Below are 25307 nucleotides of genomic sequence, written 5' to 3'. Positions count from 1 at the left end.
GCAAACCCCAGATACAGTCCATAAAAAATCCGAAGAAACAAATGCATCTCCGGATTAAATATTGTTTAATTTTATGTCAACCTATTTTAGGACGACTCAAATAAACAGGCGGATTTCATTATTGTGCCCGGTTTTTTTCTTCAAAATTAATTTTTCTCTCCTCATTTTTCAGCTTCTGGTTGCCGAAATTATAGGTGATACTTAAGGTCAGCCTTCTGGCGTCCCAATAATTATTGAAAGACTGTGTATTATCGGAGAAATACATATTGGCTTTATATCCGGATTGTTTAAAGATATCACTTACCGAAAGGTTAATCTGCAATGCTTTTTCTGCAAAGCTCATTTTTATTCCGGCATCAGCACTGGCCCTGTTTCTGACGGACATATACCCATCCCTTGATGGAAGATTATGCCAGTAATTTAAAAACAGAAAAAACGTTTTGGCTTTATTGAGTCTGAAAGTATTGTTGGTAGAATAATAGAAGGCTTGCCCACTTTTAGGGACGGCATTGAATTGGGTAATCTGGGTTTCATTACAGCTGAAGGATGCAGAAAGATTGCTTTCCCAGATTTTGAAAAAAGTATCTGTATAGTTAAGATTGATCCCATAATTGTTTTGATTGTAATAATTTTGATAGGTACTGGTTAGCTGGATTCCATCTAAAAATGTGATCTGGTCAAAACTATTCAAGGTTCTCTGGTAGTAGAGATTAGCTGAGAATTTATTTTTAAAGATATAATTGAATTCAATATTATGGTTGAATGAAGGCTGCAGGCTCGGATTTCCGGTATAATAAGTATTTGGATTGGAGTACCAGCGGAAAGGATCTAAAGCCCGGAAATAAGGGCGGTTAATCCTTTTGGAATAGGTAAGACTGAATTGATGGTTAGCATCAGCCTTATAAGAAATATAAGCAGTGGGAAATAGTTTTCCATACCTATTGTCAGACTGAGACTCTGTGGTGGGTGAAAATCCTTTTGTATCGGTATATTCGTAACGCAGGCCTATTTTTGCAGACCATTTTTCACCAAAATCTTTACTGGCACTGAAGTAACCTGCATAATTTTTTTCATTATAATTAAAAAGATTGCTTTTTTTCGGATCAATGGTATAATTTCCACTGATCATATTATAATACTCAATAGCTGAGTTGTTCGAAAACTGGCTGTACTTGGTACCGGCTTCAACTTGAATATTTTTAAGATTTAAAGTCAAATCAGCCTGTCCAGAATAGATTTTATAGTCCACCGAAGATAGATTTCTGACCATTTGTTCTGAATGATCTGCCATATTTATGGTTTTAAAATTGACCTGAGTATCCGGAAGGTTTCCATAATAATTAGCTCCAAAACTCAGCTTATGATCTCCTAGCTTTTGATCAAAATAAAGGTTCAGCATTTGGGAAGTAAAATCAGAACGGTGTTTAGAATCAGTTTGGGTCTGGAAGTTTAGAGTGTCATCGGTAAAGTAGTTTTGCCCCGAATGAATATCCATATTGGAGTGTCCTTTCATCATATCATAAACCATTCCTATATTGGATTTTTCGGATAATGAGTAATCCAGTGTCGCATTAAACCCAAGTCCATCATTCATATCCCTTCTGTCATCTCTGTTAACCGAAGAACTTTTTCCCATAACCTGATAATTTTCTACAGAACGTTTTTCTTCATCAAATCCCTGTAGTTTTATTGCTGCTTTTAATTTTTCATTCTGATAATTAACCCCTGCCACACTCCCAAATCCGGCATAGGTTTTTTGTTTATAATACGTGGTCAGATAACCGTTCCATCCAAGAAGTTGATTTTTTTTTAAAACAATATTAATAATCCCGCTATTTCCCTGAGCTTCATACTTTGAAGGCGGAGTAGTGATGACTTCAATTTTCAGGATGTTCTCAGAACGTAAGTTTCTTAAATAATTGATGAGTTCGGTACCGGAAAGGTTAAGCATTCGGTCATTAACCATAACAGAGACTCCATTTTTGCCGGCAATAGAAAGAAGACCTTTATCTTCATCCACTTTAAGAAAAGGAGTTCCTGCTAATACTTCTGTTCCTGAGCTTCCCTGGGATAGCATAGAGTTTTGAACATTATAGACAAGACGATCTACTTTACGTTCTACCAAATTTTTTTTAGCGTTTACCGTAACCGTTTCGATCTTTTTTACCATTGCAGAGTCTTTAGTCTGCCCTACCGCAAAAGAATAAAATAATACTGAGATATAGAAAATAGTTCTTTTCATTGTATGTAAGAGAGGTTTTATTACAGCTCTGGGGCAAAGGTATAGGGTGGATATTCTTGTAAAAACAGGGATTAGACGAAGGCTTGTTTCATGGGTGTGAAAATAGTTTTATCGGAAAAAAAGAGCCTTTCATCGAAAACTGTAGATAAATTCCTTGGCGGAGCTTTATATTTGAGTATGAAAAAACAGCAAATTATCTGGCTTCAGATTATCTATTGGAGTTTTGATTTTTTTGGAACGGTTATTACTCCTAATTTCTTTTTTCCGGAGAGAAGCAGCTATGAAGTAAGTATTCTCAGGATTACTTTTTTTATGGTAAAGATTCTGAGTTTCTATATTTCATATATATTTATTTTCCCAAAGTTCTTCAAGCTGGATAAGCTTTACTCAGCTGTAATAGTTTTTGTATTGACTCTTCTTTGCTTTGCAGGACTGCGTTATATTCTTGAAGAAATAATTTTGCAGGAGATCGTTGGATTTCGAAACTATGGTGAAGGAACAGGACTTACATACTATTTTTTTGATAATATTTATAGCAGCTCTCTCACCACTTTCATAGCAGGAATTTTATGGATATTAGAGAAATACGGGGTGGCTGAAAATGATAAAAAACGACTCCTGATAGAGAAAAAACAAGCAGAACTTCAGGCATTGAAAACACAGATCAATCCACACTTTATTTTTAATTCTTTAAATAATATTTACTCCCTTGTTTATCAGAATTCAGATAAATCATTACCCGCAATTGAAAAGCTGAGTGAGCTGCTCAGATACAGTACGAAAGATCTTGAAAAAGATGTGATCAGCCTGGATAAAGAAATTGGGTATATTGAGAGCTTGATCGGGCTCGAAAAACTGAGAATAAAAAACGCTGAAATGCTGATTTTCGAAAAAGATATCACCCATCCAAAACTCAATATTTCTCCTATGCTCTTGGTTCCATTTGTAGAAAATGCTTTTAAACATGGTGACTTCAGGGATAAAGGTTTTGTTCTGAAAGTTTCCGATAAAAACCGAAGCCTTCATTTTTCTCTTCACAATTTTAAAAATCAAAGGATGAAAGATACAGCGTCTGGGATAGGTATTGAGAATGTGAAAAAGAGACTGGAAATTCTTTATCCTCAGAAATATGAACTGAATATAAAAGACTCAGAAACAGAATTTATAGTAGATTTAAAGATTAATTTACGAGATGAATACAATTAAATGCGTCGTTGTAGATGATGAGCCCCTGGCCATATCTCTCCTTGAAAACTATATCCGGAAGATCCCTTTTTTTGAACTGGTATTTTCTACCGAGAATCCTATATTGGCTTTGGAATATATTAAAGATAATGATTCTGACCTTATTTTTTTAGATATCCAGATGCCGGAGCTTACAGGGATTAATTTCATGAAAATTGTGGGATCCAGGCAAAAGTATATTTTAACTACTGCTTATTCGGAATATGCACTGGAAGGATACGAGCATAATATAATTGATTATCTGCTGAAGCCGGTTTCTTTTGACCGGTTTCAAAAAAGTGCCCTAAAAGCCAGAGAACGTTTCTCGGTTAATGAGGAAACAGATTCCCATTTCTTTGTCAAGTCTTCCGGACAGCAACATCGTTTGCTCTTTAATGATATTCTTTATATTGAGAGCATTAAAGACTATGTAAATATCAGGACAGAGGATGAAGAATATATTGTTCTGGACACGCTTAAATCAATGGAAAATCAACTTCCTGATCAATTTATACGCATTCACAAATCCTTTATCATAAATCTGGATAAAATAAAAAGCATAGGAGCAAAAAAGGTGATGCTTTCTAAGCAGGAAATTCCAATTGGAGATATCTACAGAGCTAACCTTTTGGATAAACTGAAATAAAAAGACGGCTTCAACAGAAGCCGTCTTTTATATTAATCTAACAAGTAATCTTAATTTTCCTGTTGCTTAATCAGGTTCAGTGCAGAACCAGCCTTAAACCACTCGATTTGTTGATCATTGTATGTATGGTTGGCCATAATAATATCTTTAGTTCCGTTAGCATGAACGAATTCTAACGTCAATTGCTTTCCTGGAGCAAACTGGTCAAGATCTAAGAAATTAACTGTATCATCTTCTAAGATTTTGTCATAATCAGCCTCATTAGCGAAAGTTAATCCAAGCATACCTTGTTTTTTAAGGTTGGTCTCGTGGATTCTCGCGAATGATTTTACCAGTACGGCTTTTACTCCCAGGTGTCTAGGCTCCATGGCAGCATGTTCTCTTGAAGAACCTTCACCATAGTTTTGATCCCCTACAACAATAGTAGGAATACCTGCTGCTTTATAAGCTCTTTGTACAGCCGGAACTTCACCATATTCACCGGTGATTTCGTTTTTCACGTGGTTCGTTTCCATGTTGTAAGCATTTACAGCTCCAATCAACATGTTATTTGAAATATTGTCAAGGTGACCTCTGTATTTCAACCATGGTCCAGCCATAGAAATATGGTCGGTAGTACATTTTCCGAAAGCTTTGATCAATACCTTAGCCCCTTCAATATTTTTACCGTCCCAGGCAGGGAATTCTTCCAATAGCTGAAGTCTGTCTGAAGTAGGGCTTACATTGACCACAATACCGGATCCATCTGCTGATGGAGCCTGATAGCCATTGTCATCTACTGCAAATCCTCTTGCAGGAAGCTCAGAACCTTTAGGTTCATCAAGTTTTACCTGCTCACCGGCTTCGTTGGTTAACGTATCAGAAATTGGGTTGAAGTCTAATCTACCGGATATTGCTACAGCAGCTACCATTTCTGGAGAAGCTACAAAAGCGTGAGTATTTGGGTTACCGTCAGCTCTCTTTGCAAAGTTTCTGTTGAAAGAATGGATGATAGAATTTTTCTCACCTTTATCAGCTCCTTCTCTGTCCCATTGTCCGATACATGGTCCACAGGCATTCGTGAAAATCCTTGCGTTTTCAAATTTTCTGAAAGAATCTAAGAAACCGTCTCTTTCAGCAGTAAATTTCACCTGCTCAGAACCTGGGTTGATCCCTAAAATAGCCTTAGGTTTTACACCTTTTGCTACCGCATCTTCAACGATAGAAGCAGCTCTTGATAAATCTTCATAAGAAGAGTTGGTACAAGAACCGATAAGAGCCCATTCCACTTCTATTGGCCATCCGTTTGCTTCAGCTTTAGCTCTGAATTCAGCAACCGGAGTTGCCAGGTCCGGAGTGAAAGGTCCGTTTAAATGAGGTGTTAATTCAGAAAGGTTAATTTCTATTAATTGATCAAAATATTGTTCTGGGTTTGCATATACTTCAGCATCACCTGTTAAATGTTCCGCAATTTTATCAGCTGCATCTACAACGTCCTGTCTTCCTGTTGCAGTCAGATATCTTCTCATAGAATCATCATATCCGAAAGTGGAAGTTGTAGCGCCGATTTCAGCACCCATGTTACAGATAGTACCTTTCCCTGTTGCAGAAAGAGATTCTGCACCTTCACCGAAATATTCTACAATACATCCTGTTCCTCCTTTTACAGTAAGGATTCCGGCTACTTTCAGGATCACATCTTTTGCAGAAGTCCATCCAGACATTTTACCTGTCAGTTTTACCCCGATAAGTTTAGGCATTTTAAGTTCCCATGCCATTCCCGCCATTACATCTACTGCATCAGCTCCTCCTACACCGATGGCTACCATTCCAAGACCTCCTGCATTTACGGTGTGTGAATCTGTACCGATCATCATCCCTCCCGGGAAAGCATAATTTTCCAATACCACCTGGTGGATAATACCAGCTCCGGGCTTCCAGAAACCAATTCCGTATTTATCACATACAGAACTTAAGAAGTTGAATACTTCAGAGTTTTTGTTGATTCCTTCCTGCAAATCTTTATCAGCACCTACTTTCGCCTGAATAAGGTGATCTGCATGAGCCGTTGACGGGACAGCTACTTTTGCTTTTCCTGCCTGCATGAATTGCAAAAGTGCCATCTGTGCAGTTGCATCCTGCATGGCTACTCTATCTGGTGCAAAGTCTACATAAGAGTTTCCTCTTTCATGTGCCTGTGTAGCATTTCCTTCCCAAAGGTGGGTGTAAAGGATTTTTTCTGAAAGGGTAAGAGGTTTTCCCACGATCTGTCTTGCTGCTGCAATTCTTTCAGGGTAACGCTCGTACACTTTTTTGATCATATCAATATCAAAAGTCATATCTAAATTTAGTTTTTGTTCTTTTTCTGTTAATGTTTCTTTCTCTGATTTTGAGAGATAAAAACCGTTCTACAAACACATCAAAAAATGTTCCTATAATCTATAAATGAGCATACTTTTGATGATAAATCAAGAGATTTTATAACTTTCAATTTAAGAAAAAATAGAATTTATTTTGTTGATTTTCTTGAAAAAAAATTGTATTACCCTTAAAATGGAAGTATTCTAAACAAAAAATTGAAAGATTTTAAATCCTTACAGGACCAAAATCTTTCAATTATATAATTTTTAAAGCTATTGTTATACTTTATTAATGACCTACCTGAACCAACTCCTTGATTGGAGGGGTAAACTTAGTAAGATCAATACCTTCAACGGCTGCTTTATATTCATCTATATTAGGAATACGTCCGATAATAGCTGAAAGAACAACAACCGGAGTGGATGCAAGTAATGATTCTCCTTTTTTACGTTCAGAATCTTCAACCACTCTTCCCTGGAAAAGACGGGTTGACGTTGCCAATACAGTATCTCCTTTAGCAGCTTTTTCCTGGTTACCCATACAAAGGTTACATCCAGGACGCTCAAGATACATTACGTTTTTGTATTCCGTACGAGCTTCACCTTTAGGAGCTTTATCATCAAATTCAAAGGCAGAATATTTTTCTAACAATTCCCAGTCTCCTTCTGCTTTTAATTCATCGATGATGTTGTAAGTAGGTGCTGCCACTACAAGAGGAGCATTAAATTCTACTTTACCTTGTTGTTTTTCAATATTTCTAAGCATTTGAGAAACAATTTTCAAATCTCCTTTGTGAACCATACATGACCCCACAAAACCTAGATCTACTTTTTTCTCACCTCCATAATATGAAAGGTCTCTGATGGTATCGTGAGTATATCTCTTGGAAACATCATCATTGTTTACATCCGGGTCAGCAATCATTGGTTCAACGATTACATCAAGATCAACCACTACTTCAGCATAATATTTAGCATTAGCATCAGGAGTTAAAGCTGGCTTTTCACCAGATCTGATCTCTGCAATTCTCTTATCAGCTTTATTAATTAATCCCTGAAGAACTTGGTTGTGATTGTCCATACCTTTATCAATCATGATCTGGATTCTGCCTTTTGCAATTTCCAATGATTCGATTAGGGTATTGTCTTCAGAAATGTTGATAGAAGCTTTTGCTTTCATCTCTGCAGTCCAGTCTGTAAATGTAAATGCCTGGTCAGCAGGAAGCGTTCCGATGTGAACCTCAATGATTCTACCCTGGAATACGTTTTCACCTCCAAACTGCTTAAGCATTTGAGCCTGAGTTGCATGAACAACATCACGGAAATCCATATGCTCTTTCATGTCTCCTTTGAAAGTTACCTTTACAGATTCAGGAATTGGCATAGATGCTTCTCCGGTAGCCAGTGCAAGAGCCACTGTTCCTGAGTCAGCTCCAAAAGCAACACCTTTGGACATTCTTGTGTGAGAATCCCCACCAATAATGATTGCCCATTCGTCTACTGTAATATCGTTAAGAACCTTGTGAATTACGTCGGTCATAGCATGGTATTCCCCTTTAGGGTCACGGGCTGTGATCAATCCGAATTCGTTCATAAATTTCATTAGTTTCGGGATATTTGCCTGTGCTTTTTTATCCCATACTGAAGCTGTGTGACATCCTGATTGGTATGCACCGTCAACAATTGGAGAAATTACTGTAGCCGCCATAGATTCAAGCTCCTGAGAAGTCATAAGACCTGTTGTATCCTGAGATCCGACGATATTAACTTCTACACGAACGTCTGAACCAGCATGTAGTACTTTTCCAGGTGTTGTTCCTACAGCATTTCTATTGAAAATCTTTTCTACGGCTGTAAGACCTTGTCCTTCGTGAGAAATTTCTTTTGACGGAGCAAAAACAACCGGAGCTTCAACTCCTAAAAGCTGTGCTGCGAATGTCTGTAATTTTTTACCAAATACGATAGCGTAAGATCCTCCAGCCTTAATGAATTCCATTTTCTGAGGGGTCAATGCCTTAGAAATGTCAATCAGCTCCTGATCTCCGTTATATAATTTTTTCTTTTTTATATTAATCGTAAGTACAGTTCCTGTAGCAACAGAGTAAGCCTCTTCAAGGATAGGCTCCCCATTTTCATTACGAATCGGGTTTCCTTCTGCATCCAGTTTTTTCACCCAGTTTTTAAGGTCGATACCGATACCACCGGTAACATCAACTGTGGTAAGGAAAATAGGAGAAATTCCGTTTGTTCCTCCAACAATAGGAGCGATATTTACAAATGGAACATAGGGACTTGCTTGTTTTCCTGTCCAAAGAGCTACGTTGTTTACTCCGGACATTCTCGATGACCCTACACCCATTGTTCCTTTTTCAGCAATAAGCATAACGCTTGCGTCAGGATGTTTGGCCTGTAAAGCCTTGATTTCTTCCTGAGCCTGAGGCGTGATCATACACTTACCATGAAGTTCACGGTCTGATCTGGAGTGCGCCTGATTTCCCGGAGATAATAAATCCGTTGAAATGTCACCCTCACCGGCAATAAATGTTACCACTTTAATTTCTTCAGCTACTTCCGGAAGCTTAGTGAAAAACTCAGCCTGTGCATAGCTTTCCAGGATTTCTTTGGCGATTTCGTTGCCACTGTTGAATGCTTCTTTCAGACGGTTAGTATCCGCTTCATAAAGGTAGACTTGTGTCTTAAGAACTTTAGCCGCTTCTTTGGCAATAGCGGCATCATTACCTAAGGCAAGGTCCAGTAATACTTCAATAGAAGGACCTCCTTTCATATGAGATAACAATTCAAAGGCGTAAGCCGGTGATATTTCTTCTACTACGGATTCACCTAGAATGATTTCCTTTAAAAATTTTGCTTTAACACCTGCTGCACTTGTTGTTCCAGGTAAAGTGTTGTAAATGAAAAATTTAAGAGAATCTGTTCGATCTGCATTACCTGAATCTTTAATCTGTGCAATGATTTCGCTTAGTAATTCAGCACCATCAATTGGCTTTGGATGAAGCCCCTGGTTTTTTCTTTCTTCAATCTCTTTGATGTAATCCTTATAAATATTCATAATAGAAGTCTTTCTCTTTTAAAGGTAGATATATGAAACAGTTGTTAGTACTGTCACTTCTTTTTACCGGTCTTTATAAATAACATTTTGAGTTCCCGCATTTTGAGTGTACGGTATGATCCGGAGAAAAGTAAGTATAATCTACAATTTTTTTAAAGTTTTAAAATTATCAAACAATTCAAAATGTTCCCCAAAATTACGAAATTTTACTATTTTATGGGAATGAAATTATTTAGATTCTTTATAAATATGAATTTGATAAATTCTATATTTGGCCGTAATTTTGCAGACAAATGACGAATATGAAAAATATCCTGAATGTTTTGTGCGTTTTTATTTCGATTTTCATTTTCTCACAGACTAAATCTGTGAAGAAAGTGCCGGTTAAAAATGTTGCGAAAACCACGGTAAAGAAAGGGAGTACAGTGGCTAAACCTAATTCTGATCTGGTAGTTATTAATGAGAACCTGCCTCTTCTTATTCCTAAAAAGAAAGAAGATAAGTTTGGATATGTCAACCAAAAAGGAAAATTTATTATCCAGCCGGAATATCATATTGCTGTATTTTTTTATGAGGATTGTAATCTTTTGAACTCCCCGAATGAAAAAATCAGGAAATTCGGGACAAAAAACTATGCCACAGTAGAAAAAGATATGATTTCTTACCGGGTTGATGTAAAAGGAAAAAGAGTCTATCAGTTCAAAGATGCAGATCTTGGAAAATGTAAGTTTGGAGACTACAAGCAGCAGCTATTTCAGGCCTATGTTCTGAATGGATTTTACGGGATCATTGAAAAATCAAAATTCGTCAATGCGGCAGATTACAGAGATTATCAGATTTATCCTCAATATCAATACCTGTATATCATGGAGGGTGATGATGTGGCAGACCCCATGATTGTGGCTTCCCAGAATGATAAATTTGGTGTGATAGATGTAAATAATAAAGTGATTATTCCTTTCGAATATTCCAATATAAAAAGAAATTTCAGCTGGAAGCTGGGTAAAATGTTTGAAGTAACCAAAGACGGCAAAGAATATTATTATATTGACGCAAATAACAAAACCTACTAGAGATGAGCCATGACTCATTATTTGCCGATCACCCCTATTTTGTAAAATAAAAAACTTAGTATCCCGCCACCAGACCCCATTCCTACATCTCATATATTTTTTGTAATTTCGCGGCTGAAATAAAGGGGTGCTTTAACAGGCTGAGATTATACCCAATGAACCTGGAACAGGTAATGCTGTTTAGGGACACACCGACTGTTGTAAGTCGAAATGTATAATATCTTATCGATCCCCTTTTATTCATTAAATGTTAAAGATTTATAGAATGAAAGGATTATTTTTTTTAGGGCTTACCGTAGGCTCAGCAGCCTTTATGCAGGCTCAAAATAAAGACTCTCTTAAAACAAGGGAGATTGAAGGGGTTAGCTTTACCAAAAGACTTCCGGTTGCGAAGGAAATTATTAATGTCCAGAAAGACTTAGACGGGAAAAACCTTGGGCAGGATCTTCCTATGCTTTTAAAAAATCAAACTTCTGTTATTTCGACTTCAGATGCTGGTAACGGTGTAGGCTATACTGGCCTTAGAATTCGTGGAGTAGCAGGAAGAGGGATTAATATCATGATGAATGGTGTTCCTTTTAACGATTCAGAAAGTCAGGGTGCATTTTTTGTGAATGTTCCGGATTTAACGAGTTCTGCGTCACAGATTGTTATTCAGAGAGGGGTAGGAACTTCCAATAATGGAGTTTCATCATTTGGAGCCAGTATCAACGTGATCTCAAAAGATCCGGAAGAGAAGTTTTATATTAAAACAGATGATAGCTATGGTTCGTTCAATACCTATAAATATTCAGCTGAGGTTGGAACCGGAAAGTTCTGGAAAGACAGGATTTCTGTGATGGGAAGATATTCTCATATCCATTCTGACGGATATATTGACAGAGCTTCAGCGAATCTGGATTCTTATAATTTTACTGCTTTATTTGAAGAAGGTAAAACAAGATTACGATTGATGGCTTTCGGAGGTAAGGAAAGAACTTATCAGGCCTGGAATGGTATTGATAAAGAAACCTGGGAAACCAATCCAAAATACAACAGCTCAGGGGGATATAAAGACCTTTTTACCGGAGAAAAGAAATTTTATGATGGTGAAACGGATAACTACCGCCAAAATCATTATCAGTTTCTGTGGGAGCAGAAGTTTAATGATATCTGGAGTTTAGAAACGACTTTGCATTATACCAGAGGAAAAGGATATTACGAAAATTATAAAAGAGTAAACGAAGGAGATAAGGAATCTACTCATTATGCCGACTATAATCTGGAAGTTCCTATCGTCAACGGGGTAGCTGTTGAAAAAACTGACTTTATCAGAAAAAAATGGTTGGATAATCATTTCTATGGTTTGGTTTCTACATTGTATGGGAAGTTTGAAAATATTGATCTTAACTTCGGAGTTGTGGCGAACCAATATTATGGGAAGCACTATGGAACGGTAACGGGAGTTTATTTTCCACAGATTAATGATTATGAGTATTACAGAGGTCGTTCCGTGAAAAATGAAGCAGCAGGATTTGCAAAAGCTTTATTAAAAGTAGAGGATTTCGAATTCTTTGGAGACTTACAGCTGAGAAGTATTCATTACGATACAAAAATTATCCTTAGCGGGGATGGAGAAGGAGGGAATATAAAGAAAAACTGGTTGTTTTTTAACCCTAAGGCTGGGGTAAATTATAAAATAGGAAACGGAAAAATATTCCTGTCCTACGCCCATGCCCACCGGGAGCCAAACAGGGACGACCTGCTTGCGGATCAAAATGTGAAAGCTGAAAAACTTCACGATATTGAAGCTGGTCTGGAAAAACAGTTTGGATTTTTATCATTGACAGCCAACTTATATTATATGTATTATGTCAATCAACTGGTTTTAAATGGAGAGCTTAATAACGTAGGAGCATTTATCAGAACAAACTCCGGAAAAAGTTACAGAAGGGGAATTGAGCTTGGTGCTTTGGCAAAACTGTCAAAACAATGGGAGATCTCAGGGAATGTAAGCTTGAGCCAGAACAGGAATCAGGATTTTAATATTAAAAATGAAGGGGTGCTTAAAAACCTTGGAAATACACAAATTTCCTTTTCTCCGGATGTAGTGGCTAACGTAGGATTGAAATTCAGCCCATCCAAGAGCTTCCAGTTTGCTTTAATGAATCAGTATGTGGGAAAACAGTATCTGGATAACACAGAAGATAAAAACTTACAGCTTAAAGATTATCTGCTGACAGATTTTAATGCGGAATACCAGTTTAAAATTGCTAATAATGACATTGCATTGAAATTATTGGTCAATAACCTGTTTAATAAAAAATATGTCAATAACGGCTCTGTGTATGAAGGAACACCTTATTATTTTTCACAGGCAGGAACAAATTTTATGTTTGGAATCAGCTGGAAAATTCAATAATTTGTAAAGATTTATGATAAAAAAAGTATAGAATCAAATAGTGATTTATATTGATCATGTAATTGATTTTGAATCTTAATACTATTTGCCTTTTTATAGTTAAAGGGGATTATAGGTAACATTATCGCTATTTTAATAGATAATAAGCAAAAGACTGTTTCGGCAGTCTTTTTTTATATAAGATTAAATGTCTTAAAAAGTCATGAAAAAGTTATAAATTTGCTGCCAAATGAATATTTCAGCATATATTTTAGAATACTTGAAACAATTTGGAACTGCTACAGTTCCAGGCTTTGGCGTGTTTTCCCTGAAAAATTCTAAGGCCATTATTAATTCTGAAAACGGAAGTATTCTTCCGCCAGCCAGTCAGATTGATTTTACCATAGATTATGAAGTACAATCTGAAGAATTAACTGCTTTTATAGCCGGACAAAAACAGATGTCTCTGGAGGCTTCCCGAAGCGATCTGAAGATACAGACTGATTTTTGGAAGAAAAAGCTACAGGCAGAACAGATTCTTGAAATTCAAAATCTTGGAAACATCTTCATTGAAGAAGGGCATACCCATTTCAAAGGAAAAAGAATAGAATCAGGACATCCCGATTTTTATGGGTTAGAAGAAATACGATTTTCAGATATCAATAATGGAGAGAAAGTTCATGCTTCAGAAAACAGGGAAAAGGATTATAAATTCAAGAAAACAATCCTATGGACTTTTTTGCTGATTATTCCGGTGGCAGGAATCCTATACCTGGCCTATGCTAAACAGGAGTTTATTTTTGGAAAGAAATCCTTTAATAATGTTTCCGTACAGACTTCTACCCATAGAATTGTGAAAGATACGGTAAAAGTAGTGGCCCATACACCGGACATGACCGTTTCAGATTCTCTGAAAAAAGATTCATTAGTAAAACCTGCCGTAAAAGGAACAAAACCTGCTCCGGCTGCCCGAAACAACACTAAGACTAGATGGCAAAAATAAAAAAAGCGTCAGAATCTCTGACCATTATGACTAACATTGTTCTTCCGAACGAAACAAATTCTTTAAGAAACCTTTTTGGTGGTGAGCTTTTAGCAAAAATGGACCGTTGTGCGTCTATCTCAGCAGCAAGACACTGTGAAAGAAGAGTGGTAACAGCTTCTGTAAACCATGTTTCCTTTAATCACCCAATTCCGGAAGGTGGAGTAGTAGTGCTGGAGTCTAAAGTTTCCAGAGCATTTTCCACGTCTATGGAAGTATATGTCGATGTATGGTTGGATGACCCTATCAACCAGAAGAAGATTCATACCAATGCAGGTATTTATACCTTCGTTGCTGTAGATGAATTTAACCGTCCTATTCCTATCCCGGAGATGGTTCCGGAAACAGAGGAGGAAAAAGAAAGATTTGCTGCGGCATTCCGTAGAAAAGAACTTTCTTTAATTCTATCCGGAAGAATGAAACCTCTGGAATCTGTGGAACTTAAAAAGTTATTTCAGGAACCACAAGAGCCAAAGAAGGACAAAAAATAAACAAATAAAACACCAATATCACAAATGCCCGGCACAAATTCTCACAAATGATTGGTGTCGGTTAAGATGAAAAATTAGTACAAATGGATATTTCTGAAAATGATATATCAAGAATTGTTTACGAAGCAGGATTTCTGGTTCATAAAACATTAGGCCCGGACTTTTAGAAAGTGCATATGAAGAATGTATGTTTTATGAATTGAATAAGCATAATCTTCTTGTGGAAAAACAAAAGCCAATGCCTTTGATTTATGATGAGGTAAAATTGGATGTAGGTAATAGACTTGATTTTCTGATAGAGAAAAAATTTGTGTTAGAAATAAAGTCGGTAGAAACCTTAAATGATGTTCATTTGGCTCAAATACTTACCTATCTTCGGCTGAGTAACTGTAAACTTGGAATGTTGATTAACTTTAATACTCTTCAATTTAAAAACGGAGTAAAAAGAGTAATCAATAGTACATTATAATCTGTGTTATTTGTGAAAAATAATTTGTGTCATTCGTGTTTAAGCTATGAAAATACTTCTTTTAGATAAAAATCACCCTCTTATTACCGAACAGCTTCTGGCAAAAAACTTTATATTGGAAGAAGATTTTACTTCTTCTTATGATGAGGTTTGTCATAAAATTGAACATTATGATGGTATTATCATCAGAAGCAGAATTCCATTAGATAAAAATTTCCTTGAGAAAGGTAAGAACCTGAAGTTTATTGCAAGAGTAGGAGCCGGAATGGAGAATATTGATATTCCTGTTGCTGAAGCATTGGGAATTCAGCTGATCAACTCTCCTGAAGGAAATAGAGATTCTGTTGCAGAACATGTAGTAGGAATGCTGCTGGTTATAATGAACAGATTGTTTATTGCTTCTCAGGAAGTAAAGAACGGTGTCTGGAAACGTGAAGAGAACAGAGGTGATGAATTGCTGGGAAAAACAGTAGGGCTTATAGGATACGGAAATATGGGAAAAGCTACAGCCAAAAGATTCTCAGGTTTTGGTTGTAAAGTGATTTTTCATGATATCCTTCCTGGGCTTTCTGACGAATTTGCTACACAGGTCACTTTAGAAGAACTGAAGCAGTCTGCGGATATTTTAAGTCTTCATATTCCTCTCACTTCACAGACTCATTATCTGATTGATGAAGCCTTTATTGCTGAAATGAAAAATGAGTTTTATTTTGTGAATACCGCAAGAGGAAAGAATGTAAAGACTAAAAGCTTAGTAGAAGCTTTGAAATCCGGAAAAATAAAAGGAACCTGCCTGGATGTCCTGGAATATGAAAAATCTTCTTTTGAAAATATAGAAACGGAAAATGAAGATTTAAAATTTCTTCTCGAATCAGAAAAGGTGATTGTAACTCCTCATATTGCCGGCTGGACTCATCAGAGTAAAGAAAAACTGGCACAATTCATTGTAGATAAAATAATAGCCGCTTTTGGCTAGCAAAATAAAGAATCAGTAAATTTTCCTATTTGCTGATTCTTTCGTTTATGTTAAATAATTCATAATATCACTCTATATTTATTATTTTTTTTTGAGTTTTATTAAATTGCCGCTCATTTTTGAATCTCATGAAGACGCGTAATTTTGTATTTATTTTAACTGTTCTTTTATCCCTATTTTCCTGTAAAAAAAAGTCTGAAGCCCAAGAAACTTCAGCGGAAAATACGACGAATCTCCCTAACTACGGAAATGTAGATCTTGGGAAAATTTTTACCCAAACAGACAATCAGGTTTTAGATAAACCAACCACGATAAATTATATAGATCAGTATTACAAAAAGATATGGGATGGAGGAGATCTTAGTGGCGGAATACTTGTGGCGAAAGGCGACGAGATTTTATACGAAAATTACAGAGGTTTCGGAAGAGAAGGAAACCAGATGCCTATAGATAAAAATACACCTTTGCATGTGGCATCGGTATCAAAAACATTAACGGCAATGGCGATGATGAAGTTGGTGGAAGCAGGGAAAATAAAGCTTTCAGACCATCTGAGCCAATATTTTCCAGGATTTCCATATCCTAATGTTACTATTCAAACCTTGCTGGATCAAAGAAGTGGACTTCCGAAGTACGAATATTTTATTACCAAAATACAGCCTGCACCGGCTGAACTTTCCAAACCATTTATTACCAATCAGGATGTTCTGAATATGATCATCAAGTACAAACCGGATCTGGCAAGAGATACAGATACAGGATTCATGTATTGTAATACGAATTTTGCTTTATTGGCTTTGTTGATTGAAAAAGTGACGAAAACTCCGTTTCCTCAGGCTATGAAAGAAATGGTGTTTACGCCGTTAAAAATGACCAATTCTTATATTTTCCAGGAAAAAGATATTCCTACGGCGGCACAGTCTTTCTACTATGGAGGGAGTAAGCTATATCCTTTAGATAGGTTGGATCTTATTTACGGAGACAAAAATGTATATACTACACCAAGAGATTTATATAACTTCTCAAAAGCCATGTTCTCAAAAGATTTTCTAAAGCCTGAGCTGATGCAGATGGTATTTACCCCGTACAGCAATGAGAAATCGGGAATGAATAACTACGGATTAGGGTTTAGGATGAAAATTTTTGACAACGGTGAAAAACTAACCTATCATAATGGGTGGTGGCATGGCAGCAATTCCGTATTTGCCCACCTTCTGAAGTCTAAAGTTACTATTGTAGCCATTGGTAATAAATATTCAAATAAAGTATACACAGCGCTTGCATTGTCCGGATTATTTGAGGATTTCCCTTTACAGAAAGATAAGCTTCACTCGGTAATGAACGACAATAAAGATACTTTGAATTCAGGACATGAAGTTTTTGGAGAATAATGTTTACTTTTGCTTAAACATTTTCATGAAAAGGTTTCTTCTATTATTCGTTATCTGTTTTCTTGTTCATTCGTGTGCAAGAGTAGGCTCTCCTGTTGGAGGTCCGAAAGATACTTTGGCCCCTAGATTTTTAAGTTCAAATATTGATACCACAAGAATCAATGTGAAAAAAGATATTCACGAGCTCCGCCTGGATTTTGATGAGTATGTAACATTGAAAGATATCAATAAGAATCTGATCATTTCGCCACCTATCAAGAATATAAAGCGAATTCTTCCTTCCAATATTGCCAATAAATTTGTTCTGATCCAATGGACAGATACTTTACAGGCCAATACCACATATAATTTCAATTTTGGAAATTCAATTGTAGATAATAATGAATCCAATCCACTTCGGTATTTTAATTTTGCTTTTTCCACGGGCGACAAACTGGATGATTTGTATGTAAGTGGTGAAATTAAAGATGCTTTAGACATCAAAAAGAAAACAGGAAGTACTGAAAACAAATTGGTGGTCGGGCTTTATCAGGTGAAAGATACCATGAATTATAAGCAAAAGCCGTACTATATCACCAAAGTGGACGATGATGGGTATTATGAGATGAATTACCTTTCTCCGGGGAAATATAAGATTATAGCCTTTGCAGATGAGAATGGAAATTCTGTGTATGATCCGGGAAAAGAGAAAATAGGGTTTCAGAAAGAAACTGTAGAAGTTGAAAAATCTGTTTCAGGATTAAACTTAAAAGTATATCCTTCTAAAAAGCCATTGAAATATTCTGAAATGAAGGAGGTTCCGGGAGGAATTCTTATGATATTTGATGGGCATCCGGATGATGTGAAAGTAACATCGCTGAATGATAAACTTAAAGATATAAAAGTAACACACAGTCCAAAATCAGATTCTGTGAAGATTTGGTTTGATGCTGTGAAAAATAATGTAGGACAGGAGACCACAGAAAAACTGATGTTTACGCATGATAAAGGTCCGAAAAAGGACAGCGCCTATACGGTTTCCTTATTTTACAAATACAATAAGAAAAATGTAATGGATCTCAACAGTGATAACGGAGGAGGTTCATTAGCTCCAAAAACTGACTTCAAAATTTCCTCCAATTATATCATTGACAAGATTGACCCGGCAAAGTGGATACTGAAAAGTGATAGCTTAACTACTCAGGAATTTACAGCCAAAATCTCCGAAACCAATCCGTATCAGATATTGATTCAGTCTGACTTCGTGAGCGGAAAAAAATATCAGCTTACGGTTCCAAAAGAAACCGTATCATCGTTCTATGCTAAAAATACACAGTCAAAACGTTTTGATTTTGATGTTGCTAAGGTAGACCAGTTTGGTAGCCTGGAATTTAATATTCTGAACGCACCATCTTCCAGCTATTGGATTCAGCTTCTTGACTCTTCTGAAAAAGTAGTCTACCAGAGATATACCAAAGGAGATAAAGTGAAATTTGATATTCTGAAACCTGATGAATATATTGTAAGAATATTGGTAGACAACAATGAAAATAAATATTGGGATGAAGCCGATTTTGCTACCGAAACCTTTGCTGAAGATGCCTATATTTTCTATAAAAAAGTTGTGATAAGAGGACTGTGGGAAACAAGAGAAGAATGGGACCTGAAAGATACCAGAACGCTTGATAATCCTAAAGGAGCTGTGTCTCCTGCTGTGCCTGCAGGTACGCCTGAAGCTGACGAAAAGAAGGAAGCGGTAGAGCAGAGCGTAAAAAAAGAAATTAAATCTGAGAATGCCGTTCTAACTCCGGTAAAGTAAACGTATGAAAATCGCAAAAAAAATAGTCTTTTGGAGTTTGGTGGCCTTTGCCCTGGTTCAGTTTATTCCTATTGACAGAGTAAACAAACCGGTAGATTCAAAAGTAAACTTTGTAAATTCCAGGAAAGCTCCGGAAAAGATTCGAACATTACTTAAGGGAGCATGCTACGATTGTCATTCCAACGAAACCATATATCCTAAATATGCTTATATAGCCCCTGTTTCATGGTCTGTAAAAAGCCATGTAAATGAAGGTCGTCAGCATCTTAATTTTTCTGTTTGGGGTACCTATAATAAGGAATTAAAAGAGAATATGCTTGACAGGTCTATTGAGGCTCTTAAACATAAAACAATGCCGATGCCTGGTTATATTGTGTACCATAAAGAAGCTAATCTTTCGGAAGCAGAAAGATCACTGTTGATTCAGTACTTTGAAGAAATGCTGAAGACTAAAACGTATTGATTTTAATAGGAAATTTCGATATTTCTTCCCTGTTTTTTCTGTTGAAAACAAATGAGAATCACTTTCAGGAACGAAGCAGACTGTAAAAGTAATCCTCTGCACGAGATCCGAAAAATCTGTAAGAACATAAAAAAACTCCCGCAGATTTAAAATCTGCGGGAGAATATATTACAAAAATTATTTCTTTATATAATCTTCAAAAAACCTCTTCTGAGAATCAAAAGCAATATCATCAAGGTTAAGCTCCTTTAAAGGAATCCATACCGCTTCTGATATTTCTGAAAGCTCAAGGCTTACCTCAAATTTTTCCGAAACATTATACTCATAAAAAAGATCAATCGTGTTATAATCAATTTCTTTATATTGATAAACGTTTGGAAGGCTGGTAAGATATTTTAAGTTTGAAATATTGATACTAAGCTGAAGTTCTTCAAAAAGCTCTCTTTTGCAGGTTTCTTCTGCGCTCTCTTTAGGGTCAACAAATCCTCCGGCCAGATCGAGTTTTCCCTTTTTAGGGTCTCTGTTTCTCCTGGTAAGGTAAATTTCGTCACCACATCGGATCACTACAGCTACAGCGCCTGCTACATTATTATACAATCTGAAGTCACATTCAGGGCAGCTCCATTTCTTTTCACCATCCCAGTGTAAAGATTCTTTGCCACAGCTAGGGCAATATTTCAATAATTTCATCTGTTTATAATTACTTTTTTAAAGTTCAGATGGAACTTCATTTCATTGAGTAATATTAATATTTCTCGGGTGATAACTCAAAATAACATCCCTTAATTCTTCAGTTTTTAAATGAGTGTAGATTTCCGTCGTTGTAATACTGGAATGTCCAAGCATTTCCTGAATATAACGTAAATCGGCTCCATTCTGAAGCAAGTGTGTTGCAAAAGAATGTCTGAAGGTGTGTGGAGATATCTTTTTGTTAACCCCTGCTTTATCCGTAAGTTCTTTGATGATAAGAAATACAATAACCCTTGACATCGAGGTGCCACGGCTGTTCAGGAACAGTGTGTCTTCATATTTCTTATTGATTTTACCTTTAGAACGTACTTCTTTGATATAATTTTCCAGTAATTCAGCTGTATAATCAGCCAGTGGAACGAAACGGGTTTTGTTTCCTTTTCCATGGACTTTGATATATTGCTCTTTAAAATTGATATTGGATATTTTCAAATCAATAAGTTCAGAAACACGGAGTCCGCAACCATAGAGTACCTCAATGATACAGTTGTTCCTTTTCCCCAGGTCTGTATTGATTTCAATAGCCGCAATAATTTTGTTGATATCAAGCAGGCTTAAAGTGTCTGGTAGATAGAGTCCTAGTTTAGGACCTTCGAGTAACGCTGCAGGGTTGTCTTCCCGAAATTCATCCTCAAGCAGAAATTTAAAGAAAGCTTTAATAGAAGAGATCCATCTTGCTTGAGATCTCTCACTGAATTTCTGTTTAGAAAGATTGAAAATGTATTCCTGCAGGTTTTCGTAACCGATAGAATCTGGACCGACGTTTGCCAGATCTTCTTCTGCGTAATCTTTTAGTTTTTTAATGTCCCGAACATAGGCGTCGAGCGTGTTGTCTGAAAAATTTCTTTCGAAGCGAAGAAATATTTCAAAATCTTTGATCTTTTCATCCCAAGTCATTTGTGCTTATTTTTTTAGTTCACAGTCCGATATTTGTTCTATTTCAATACCATGGTTTTTCAGGAACGAGATGCCGTCTTCATCCGAATACTCATTAATATACACCAGTCTTGTAATTCCTGCCTGCAGGATTAGTTTACTGCATTCTTTACAAGGCGACAGCGTTAGATATAGCGTTGCCCCTTTTGCAGACTGAGTGGAAGCTGCCAGCTTTAATATAGCATTAGCCTCCGCATGCAGTACATACCAGTGCGTTTTCCCCTCTTCATTTTCACAGCAGTTCTCAAACCCCGAAGGAGTTCCGTTGTAACCGTCTGAAATAATCATCCTATCTTTTACGATAAGAGCTCCCACCTGTTTTCTCTTACAGTAGGAGAGTTTTGCCCATTCCTGAGCCATTTTTAGATAAGCCTTGTCAAACTTATTCATACCGCAGCATTAGTTTTTTCGAAATAATTGGATTAAAAGCTTGAAAGTTTAGAAGTTTGGCTTTCTTTTCTCTAGGAAAGCACTTACTCCTTCTTTCTTATCGTCCATTTCAAAAAGCTCCCCGAAATACTTGATTTCAGTTTCAAAACCTTTCTCCGTATCAGATAAATTCACGGCGTGGATAGCCTTAGATATTGCCATTGGTGAATTGTGGGCAATAATGTTCGCTAATTCTTTCGTTTTGGTTAATAATTCGTCAATAGGGTATACTTCATTCACCAGTCCGATTTCTTTTGCCTTTTGAGCAGGAACCATTTTGGCTGAGAAGATCATTTCGTTGGCAATACCTTTTCCGACAAGCTTAGGAAGCCTTTGTGTTCCTCCGTATCCCGGGATTAATCCCAGCGTTACTTCAGGAAGACCCAATCTGGCGTTTTCCGATGCATATCTGATGTGGCATGCCATAGCAAGCTCTAAACCTCCTCCCAATGCAAAACCGTTAACGGCTGCAATGACAGGTTTAGACATATTTTCAATTTTGTTAAACAGTGAATTTTGTCCGTTTCGGGCAAGCTCTTCAGCTTTTTCTTGTCCAAACTCGCTAAATTCTTTGATATCAGCACCGGCCACAAAAGACTTTTCACCACTTCCCGTAAGGATAATAACCCTGCAGGAATGGTCGGAATTAAGTTCATCCATTGCGGTACTGATCTCCTGAATAGTTTTTGCATTTAATGCATTTAAACTCTCAGGTCTGTTTATGATAATGATAGATACTTTATCTTCTTTTTTTAATAATATATTTTCGTAACTCATTTTTCCACTTTGAAATATCATCCTCTGCAAATTATGAATTTTTTACAAAAAAAAGGAAAAAATATTATTTTTTTTTCCTTTTTTTTAATTTATTGTTCAATATGATTATTTGGAATGATTCATCATATTTGCATCGATATTGACATTTAATTGGGAAGCCACTCTCATGCCAAGTTCGATATTAGCCCTAAAAAAGTGACATAATTGCCTGTTGATGATCTCTTCTCCCTTAGGTCCTGATATCCCTTTCATGCTTTCTACGATGTTGTTAATCAGGTGTTCTCTGTCTTCAGCGTTCATTGCTTTTGAGTAAAGAAGCCCTGGCTGAGTATAATGATCACTGTCGTTTTCATTTCTGTTATAGTTGGCCACATGGGCGCTATCTAATTCATACTCATAGTTCTTATAAGAGGGATCAGGCGTGATGTCATCAAAACTGTTGGGGTGATAATTAGGTTTATCCTGATACTGGCTTGAATCTGCCATATAGCCATCTCTCTGATAATTATTAACCGCAAAAGGACATCTGTTCACCTCCAGCTGATGGGCATTTACTCCTACTCTGTATCGGTGAGCATCAGGATAAGAGAACAATCTTCCCTGAAGCATTTTGTCCGGTGAAAAGCTGATCCCGTTTATCAGGCTGCTGGGAGAAAACGTAGACTGCTCAACATGGGCAAAATAATTGACAGGAACTTCATTGAGTTCCATTTCACCTACTTCAATAAGAGGGAAGTCATCATGGAACCACACTTTAGTAACATCAAAAGGATTCCATCTGAAATCTTTTGCCTGGTCTTCTGTCATCACCTGGATATACATAGTCCATTTCGGGAAATCTCCATTCTCAATAGAATGGCAAAGATCTTCCTGTGCAAAGTCAGGATTTTCTCCTGCCATTTTTACAGCTTCCTCATCCGTGAAGTTTTTTACCCCCTGTTTTGTTTTGAAATGGAACTTTACCCATACTCTTTCATTCTGCTCATTGATCATAGAAAAAGTGTGAGATCCGAAACCATGCATATGTCTGAAACCATAAGGGGTTCCTCTGTCTGACATTAAAATAAGAACCTGATGAAGAGATTCCGGGTTGAGACTCCAGAAATCCCACATCATAGTGGCACTCTTTAAATTGGTTTTAGGAAGTCTTTTTTGAGTATGTATAAAATCCGGAAATTTCTTGGCATCCTTAATAAAGAAAACAGGAGTGTTGTTCCCTACAAGATCCCAGTTTCCATCTTCTGTATAAAATTTTAAAGCAAAACCCCGTGGGTCTCTTGCCGTATCTGCACTTCCTTTTTCTCCTCCTACCGTAGAAAATCTGGCAAACATCCTGCATGAATTGCCTACTTTTGAAAATAGCTTTGCTTTTGTATATTTACTGATATCATGGGTTACGGTAAAGGTTCCGTAAGCTCCGCTTCCTTTAGCGTGTACAATTCTTTCAGGTATTCTTTCCCTAACGAAATGGGCAAGGTTTTCCTGAAGAACAAAGTCTTGCAGCAATACCGGGCCTCTTGGTCCTACCGTCTGGGAATCCTGATGCTCAAAATAAGGCGTGCCGTTACTTAACGTTAATTTTTTAGAATCCATATATCGATGATTTGAATAATTGTTTTCTTATTTTCTAAATACCACTGTAAAGGTAGTGAATATCAAATTTACTTGAATTTTTAATTGCTAATAGCAAAAACATTATATCTTTGTAATAGATAATATTAATCAAATGAACATTCAGCAACTGGAGTATCTTATCGCTGTTGATAAGTATAAACATTTTGGTAAAGCAGCCCAGGCATGCTTCATTACCCAGCCTACCTTAAGTGCCATGATACAGAAATTTGAGGATGAACTGGATGTGAAGGTTTTTGACAGAACTACACACCCGATCCGTACTACAGATGTAGGACTTCAGATCATTGATCAGGCTAAGGTTATTATAGAATCTGTCAATGAGCTGAAAAACAAAGCGAATCTTTTGAATAATATTTTAGGAGGAACCATCAATCTGGGTATTATCCCAACTGTTTCTTCTTTTATTCTGCCTACGGAAATCTTTAAATTTTTGGAGGATAATCCTAAAATTCAGATGAATGTAAAGGAGATGACAACGGATAATATTATCAAGGCGTTAAAAGCAGGGGAACTGGATGCAGGAATTATTTCAACTCCTTATGATACCGCTGATGAATTTTATCAGGATTTCTTATTCAATGAAGAACTGATGATCTATAGCTCCAATACTGAAGCGAACAAAAAGAATGCTTATATTATTCCTGAAGACCTGAATGTAGAAAAAGTGTGGTTACTTGAAGAAGGAAACTGCCTTAGAAATCAGTTCGAAAATATCTGCCACCTGAAAGAAAATACATTAAAGCCTAAAAACTTGGATTTCTTAGCTTCCAATATCCAGACTTTGGTACATATGGTAGATAAAGTAGGAGGGATTAGTATTTTACCGGAACTGGCCCTGAGTCAGCTTTCAGAAGAGCAGAAAAAAAATGTCTTCAGATTTAAGAAGCCATTCCCATACAGAGAGATCAGTATTATATATTATAAGCCGACCTTTAAACAAAAAATTATTGACGAATTATCACATTCTATCAAAACTTCTTTAGAGCTTAAATTGAACTATCATGAAAGTCCTAAAGAATTTGTAAGCATAAAGCCACAATAATCAGAATGTTCTAAAATGATATAAGTCATTAATTTAAACAAAATTATAATTAGTAAACAAAATTTTTGAGTATTAGAAAAATAGTGCTTAAATTTGCTGACGTTTACGACGAGGAAAAATTTGACCTGATTGCA

Annotated in this window: 20 protein-coding genes; 12 read left to right on the top strand and 8 right to left on the bottom strand. The window is 36.5% G+C overall.

Going from position 1 to position 25307, the window contains the following annotated elements; translation table 11 throughout:
* Positions 1–118: 118 nt before the first annotated feature.
* A complete protein-coding gene (locus tag DRF57_RS14815) occupies positions 119–2242 on the bottom strand; it encodes an outer membrane beta-barrel family protein (RefSeq protein ID WP_115919334.1) in 2124 nt (707 codons plus the stop codon).
* 177 nt (positions 2243–2419) lie between these two features.
* Here DRF57_RS14815 and DRF57_RS14810 point away from each other — a divergent pair, with 177 nt between their 5' ends.
* Both DRF57_RS14810 and DRF57_RS14805 read left to right on the top strand, forming a co-directional pair.
* Complete coding sequence (locus tag DRF57_RS14810; RefSeq protein WP_115919340.1) at positions 2420–3448, top strand: sensor histidine kinase; 1029 nt, start codon at positions 2420–2422, stop codon at positions 3446–3448.
* The gene (locus DRF57_RS14805) at positions 3435–4112 is read left to right on the top strand and encodes a LytR/AlgR family response regulator transcription factor (RefSeq protein WP_115919332.1); all 678 of its coding nucleotides are present in this window, start codon (positions 3435–3437) and stop codon (positions 4110–4112) included. Before DRF57_RS14810 ends, DRF57_RS14805 begins: the two co-directional genes overlap by 14 nt.
* 50 nt (positions 4113–4162) lie before the next feature.
* On the opposite strand, the gene DRF57_RS14800 is transcribed toward DRF57_RS14805, so the two are convergent.
* The gene (locus tag DRF57_RS14800) at positions 4163–6430 is read right to left on the bottom strand and encodes an aconitate hydratase (RefSeq protein WP_047492335.1); all 2268 of its coding nucleotides are present in this window, start codon (positions 6428–6430) and stop codon (positions 4163–4165) included.
* A gap of 310 nt (positions 6431–6740) precedes the next feature.
* The gene (locus DRF57_RS14795; RefSeq protein WP_115919330.1) at positions 6741–9521 is read right to left on the bottom strand and encodes a bifunctional aconitate hydratase 2/2-methylisocitrate dehydratase; all 2781 of its coding nucleotides are present in this window, start codon (positions 9519–9521) and stop codon (positions 6741–6743) included.
* Positions 9522–9823: 302 nt separating this feature from the next.
* Here DRF57_RS14795 and DRF57_RS14790 point away from each other — a divergent pair, with 302 nt between their 5' ends.
* The 9 genes from DRF57_RS14790 to DRF57_RS14750 all read left to right on the top strand — a co-directional run bounded on the left by DRF57_RS14790 (position 9824) and on the right by DRF57_RS14750 (position 19604).
* Complete coding sequence (locus tag DRF57_RS14790; RefSeq protein ID WP_228450391.1) at positions 9824–10594, top strand: WG repeat-containing protein; 771 nt, start codon at positions 9824–9826, stop codon at positions 10592–10594.
* A gap of 265 nt (positions 10595–10859) precedes the next feature.
* Positions 10860–12995, top strand: coding sequence for a TonB-dependent receptor (locus DRF57_RS14785; protein WP_115919326.1), 2136 nt, complete (start codon positions 10860–10862; stop codon positions 12993–12995).
* 229 nt (positions 12996–13224) lie between these two features.
* Positions 13225–13977, top strand: a complete 753-nt coding sequence (locus DRF57_RS14780) for a hypothetical protein (RefSeq protein ID WP_047492347.1) — start codon at positions 13225–13227, stop codon at positions 13975–13977.
* On the top strand, positions 13965–14507 hold the full coding sequence (locus tag DRF57_RS14775; RefSeq protein WP_047492349.1) for an acyl-CoA thioesterase: 543 nt from the start codon (positions 13965–13967) through the stop codon (positions 14505–14507). Before DRF57_RS14780 ends, DRF57_RS14775 begins: the two co-directional genes overlap by 13 nt.
* A gap of 187 nt (positions 14508–14694) precedes the next feature.
* Entirely contained in the window at positions 14695–14976 is a 282-nt protein-coding gene (locus DRF57_RS14770) for a GxxExxY protein (protein WP_307724835.1), read from the top strand.
* Between the two features lie 46 nt (positions 14977–15022).
* Positions 15023–15952: a 2-hydroxyacid dehydrogenase gene (locus DRF57_RS14765; protein WP_115919324.1), complete on the top strand. Its 930-nt coding sequence runs from the start codon at positions 15023–15025 to the stop codon at positions 15950–15952.
* Between the two features lie 128 nt (positions 15953–16080).
* Positions 16081–17343 (top strand): serine hydrolase domain-containing protein, encoded by a 1263-nt coding sequence (locus DRF57_RS14760; protein ID WP_115919322.1) that lies wholly within the window; start codon positions 16081–16083, stop codon positions 17341–17343.
* Positions 17344–17368: 25 nt separating this feature from the next.
* Entirely contained in the window at positions 17369–19141 is a 1773-nt protein-coding gene (locus DRF57_RS14755) for an Ig-like domain-containing protein (RefSeq protein WP_115919338.1), read from the top strand.
* A gap of 4 nt (positions 19142–19145) precedes the next feature.
* Positions 19146–19604 carry a heme-binding domain-containing protein gene (locus DRF57_RS14750; protein WP_115919320.1) on the top strand — a complete coding sequence of 153 codons (459 nt, stop codon included), beginning with the start codon at positions 19146–19148 and terminating at the stop codon, positions 19602–19604.
* Between the two features lie 177 nt (positions 19605–19781).
* Here DRF57_RS14750 and DRF57_RS14745 read toward each other — a convergent pair whose 3' ends face one another.
* The 5 genes from DRF57_RS14745 to DRF57_RS14725 form a co-directional block, all read right to left on the bottom strand.
* The gene (locus tag DRF57_RS14745) at positions 19782–20294 is read right to left on the bottom strand and encodes an NUDIX hydrolase (protein WP_047492358.1); all 513 of its coding nucleotides are present in this window, start codon (positions 20292–20294) and stop codon (positions 19782–19784) included.
* A 42-nt stretch (positions 20295–20336) separates the two neighbouring features.
* Complete coding sequence (gene xerD, locus DRF57_RS14740; RefSeq protein ID WP_047492361.1) at positions 20337–21251, bottom strand: site-specific tyrosine recombinase XerD; 915 nt, start codon at positions 21249–21251, stop codon at positions 20337–20339.
* A 6-nt stretch (positions 21252–21257) separates the two neighbouring features.
* Positions 21258–21680: a deoxycytidylate deaminase gene (locus tag DRF57_RS14735; RefSeq protein ID WP_047492363.1), complete on the bottom strand. Its 423-nt coding sequence runs from the start codon at positions 21678–21680 to the stop codon at positions 21258–21260.
* 48 nt (positions 21681–21728) lie between these two features.
* The gene (locus DRF57_RS14730) at positions 21729–22496 is read right to left on the bottom strand and encodes an enoyl-CoA hydratase/isomerase family protein (RefSeq protein ID WP_084087162.1); all 768 of its coding nucleotides are present in this window, start codon (positions 22494–22496) and stop codon (positions 21729–21731) included.
* Positions 22497–22601: 105 nt separating this feature from the next.
* Positions 22602–24089 (bottom strand): catalase, encoded by a 1488-nt coding sequence (locus DRF57_RS14725; RefSeq protein WP_115919318.1) that lies wholly within the window; start codon positions 24087–24089, stop codon positions 22602–22604.
* A 133-nt stretch (positions 24090–24222) separates the two neighbouring features.
* Here DRF57_RS14725 and DRF57_RS14720 point away from each other — a divergent pair, with 133 nt between their 5' ends.
* The gene (locus tag DRF57_RS14720; protein WP_047492366.1) at positions 24223–25173 is read left to right on the top strand and encodes a LysR substrate-binding domain-containing protein; all 951 of its coding nucleotides are present in this window, start codon (positions 24223–24225) and stop codon (positions 25171–25173) included.
* Positions 25174–25307 lie beyond the last annotated feature (134 nt).

It is taken from the genome of Chryseobacterium rhizosphaerae, assembly GCF_003385455.1.
In the GTDB taxonomy this organism is placed as follows: Bacteria; Bacteroidota; Bacteroidia; order Flavobacteriales; family Weeksellaceae; genus Chryseobacterium; species Chryseobacterium rhizosphaerae.
The sequence above is the reverse complement of the archived record's forward strand: the minus strand, read 5'-3'. Positions and strand labels throughout refer to the sequence as shown.

Coding starts and splice junctions, on each gene's coding strand:
- DRF57_RS14815 (WP_115919334.1), bottom strand. CDS start 2,242: ATGAAAAGAACTATTTTCTATATCTCAGTATTATTTTATTCTTTTGCG.
- DRF57_RS14810 (WP_115919340.1), top strand. CDS start 2,420: ATGAAAAAACAGCAAATTATCTGGCTTCAGATTATCTATTGGAGTTTT.
- DRF57_RS14805 (WP_115919332.1), top strand. CDS start 3,435: ATGAATACAATTAAATGCGTCGTTGTAGATGATGAGCCCCTGGCCATA.
- DRF57_RS14800 (WP_047492335.1), bottom strand. CDS start 6,430: ATGACTTTTGATATTGATATGATCAAAAAAGTGTACGAGCGTTACCCT.
- DRF57_RS14795 (WP_115919330.1), bottom strand. CDS start 9,521: ATGAATATTTATAAGGATTACATCAAAGAGATTGAAGAAAGAAAAAAC.
- DRF57_RS14790 (WP_228450391.1), top strand. CDS start 9,824: ATGAAAAATATCCTGAATGTTTTGTGCGTTTTTATTTCGATTTTCATT.
- DRF57_RS14785 (WP_115919326.1), top strand. CDS start 10,860: ATGAAAGGATTATTTTTTTTAGGGCTTACCGTAGGCTCAGCAGCCTTT.
- DRF57_RS14780 (WP_047492347.1), top strand. CDS start 13,225: ATGAATATTTCAGCATATATTTTAGAATACTTGAAACAATTTGGAACT.
- DRF57_RS14775 (WP_047492349.1), top strand. CDS start 13,965: ATGGCAAAAATAAAAAAAGCGTCAGAATCTCTGACCATTATGACTAAC.
- DRF57_RS14770 (WP_307724835.1), top strand. CDS start 14,695: ATGTTTTATGAATTGAATAAGCATAATCTTCTTGTGGAAAAACAAAAG.
- DRF57_RS14765 (WP_115919324.1), top strand. CDS start 15,023: ATGAAAATACTTCTTTTAGATAAAAATCACCCTCTTATTACCGAACAG.
- DRF57_RS14760 (WP_115919322.1), top strand. CDS start 16,081: ATGAAGACGCGTAATTTTGTATTTATTTTAACTGTTCTTTTATCCCTA.
- DRF57_RS14755 (WP_115919338.1), top strand. CDS start 17,369: ATGAAAAGGTTTCTTCTATTATTCGTTATCTGTTTTCTTGTTCATTCG.
- DRF57_RS14750 (WP_115919320.1), top strand. CDS start 19,146: ATGAAAATCGCAAAAAAAATAGTCTTTTGGAGTTTGGTGGCCTTTGCC.
- DRF57_RS14745 (WP_047492358.1), bottom strand. CDS start 20,294: ATGAAATTATTGAAATATTGCCCTAGCTGTGGCAAAGAATCTTTACAC.
- xerD (WP_047492361.1), bottom strand. CDS start 21,251: ATGACTTGGGATGAAAAGATCAAAGATTTTGAAATATTTCTTCGCTTC.
- DRF57_RS14735 (WP_047492363.1), bottom strand. CDS start 21,680: ATGAATAAGTTTGACAAGGCTTATCTAAAAATGGCTCAGGAATGGGCA.
- DRF57_RS14730 (WP_084087162.1), bottom strand. CDS start 22,496: ATGAGTTACGAAAATATATTATTAAAAAAAGAAGATAAAGTATCTATC.
- DRF57_RS14725 (WP_115919318.1), bottom strand. CDS start 24,089: ATGGATTCTAAAAAATTAACGTTAAGTAACGGCACGCCTTATTTTGAG.
- DRF57_RS14720 (WP_047492366.1), top strand. CDS start 24,223: ATGAACATTCAGCAACTGGAGTATCTTATCGCTGTTGATAAGTATAAA.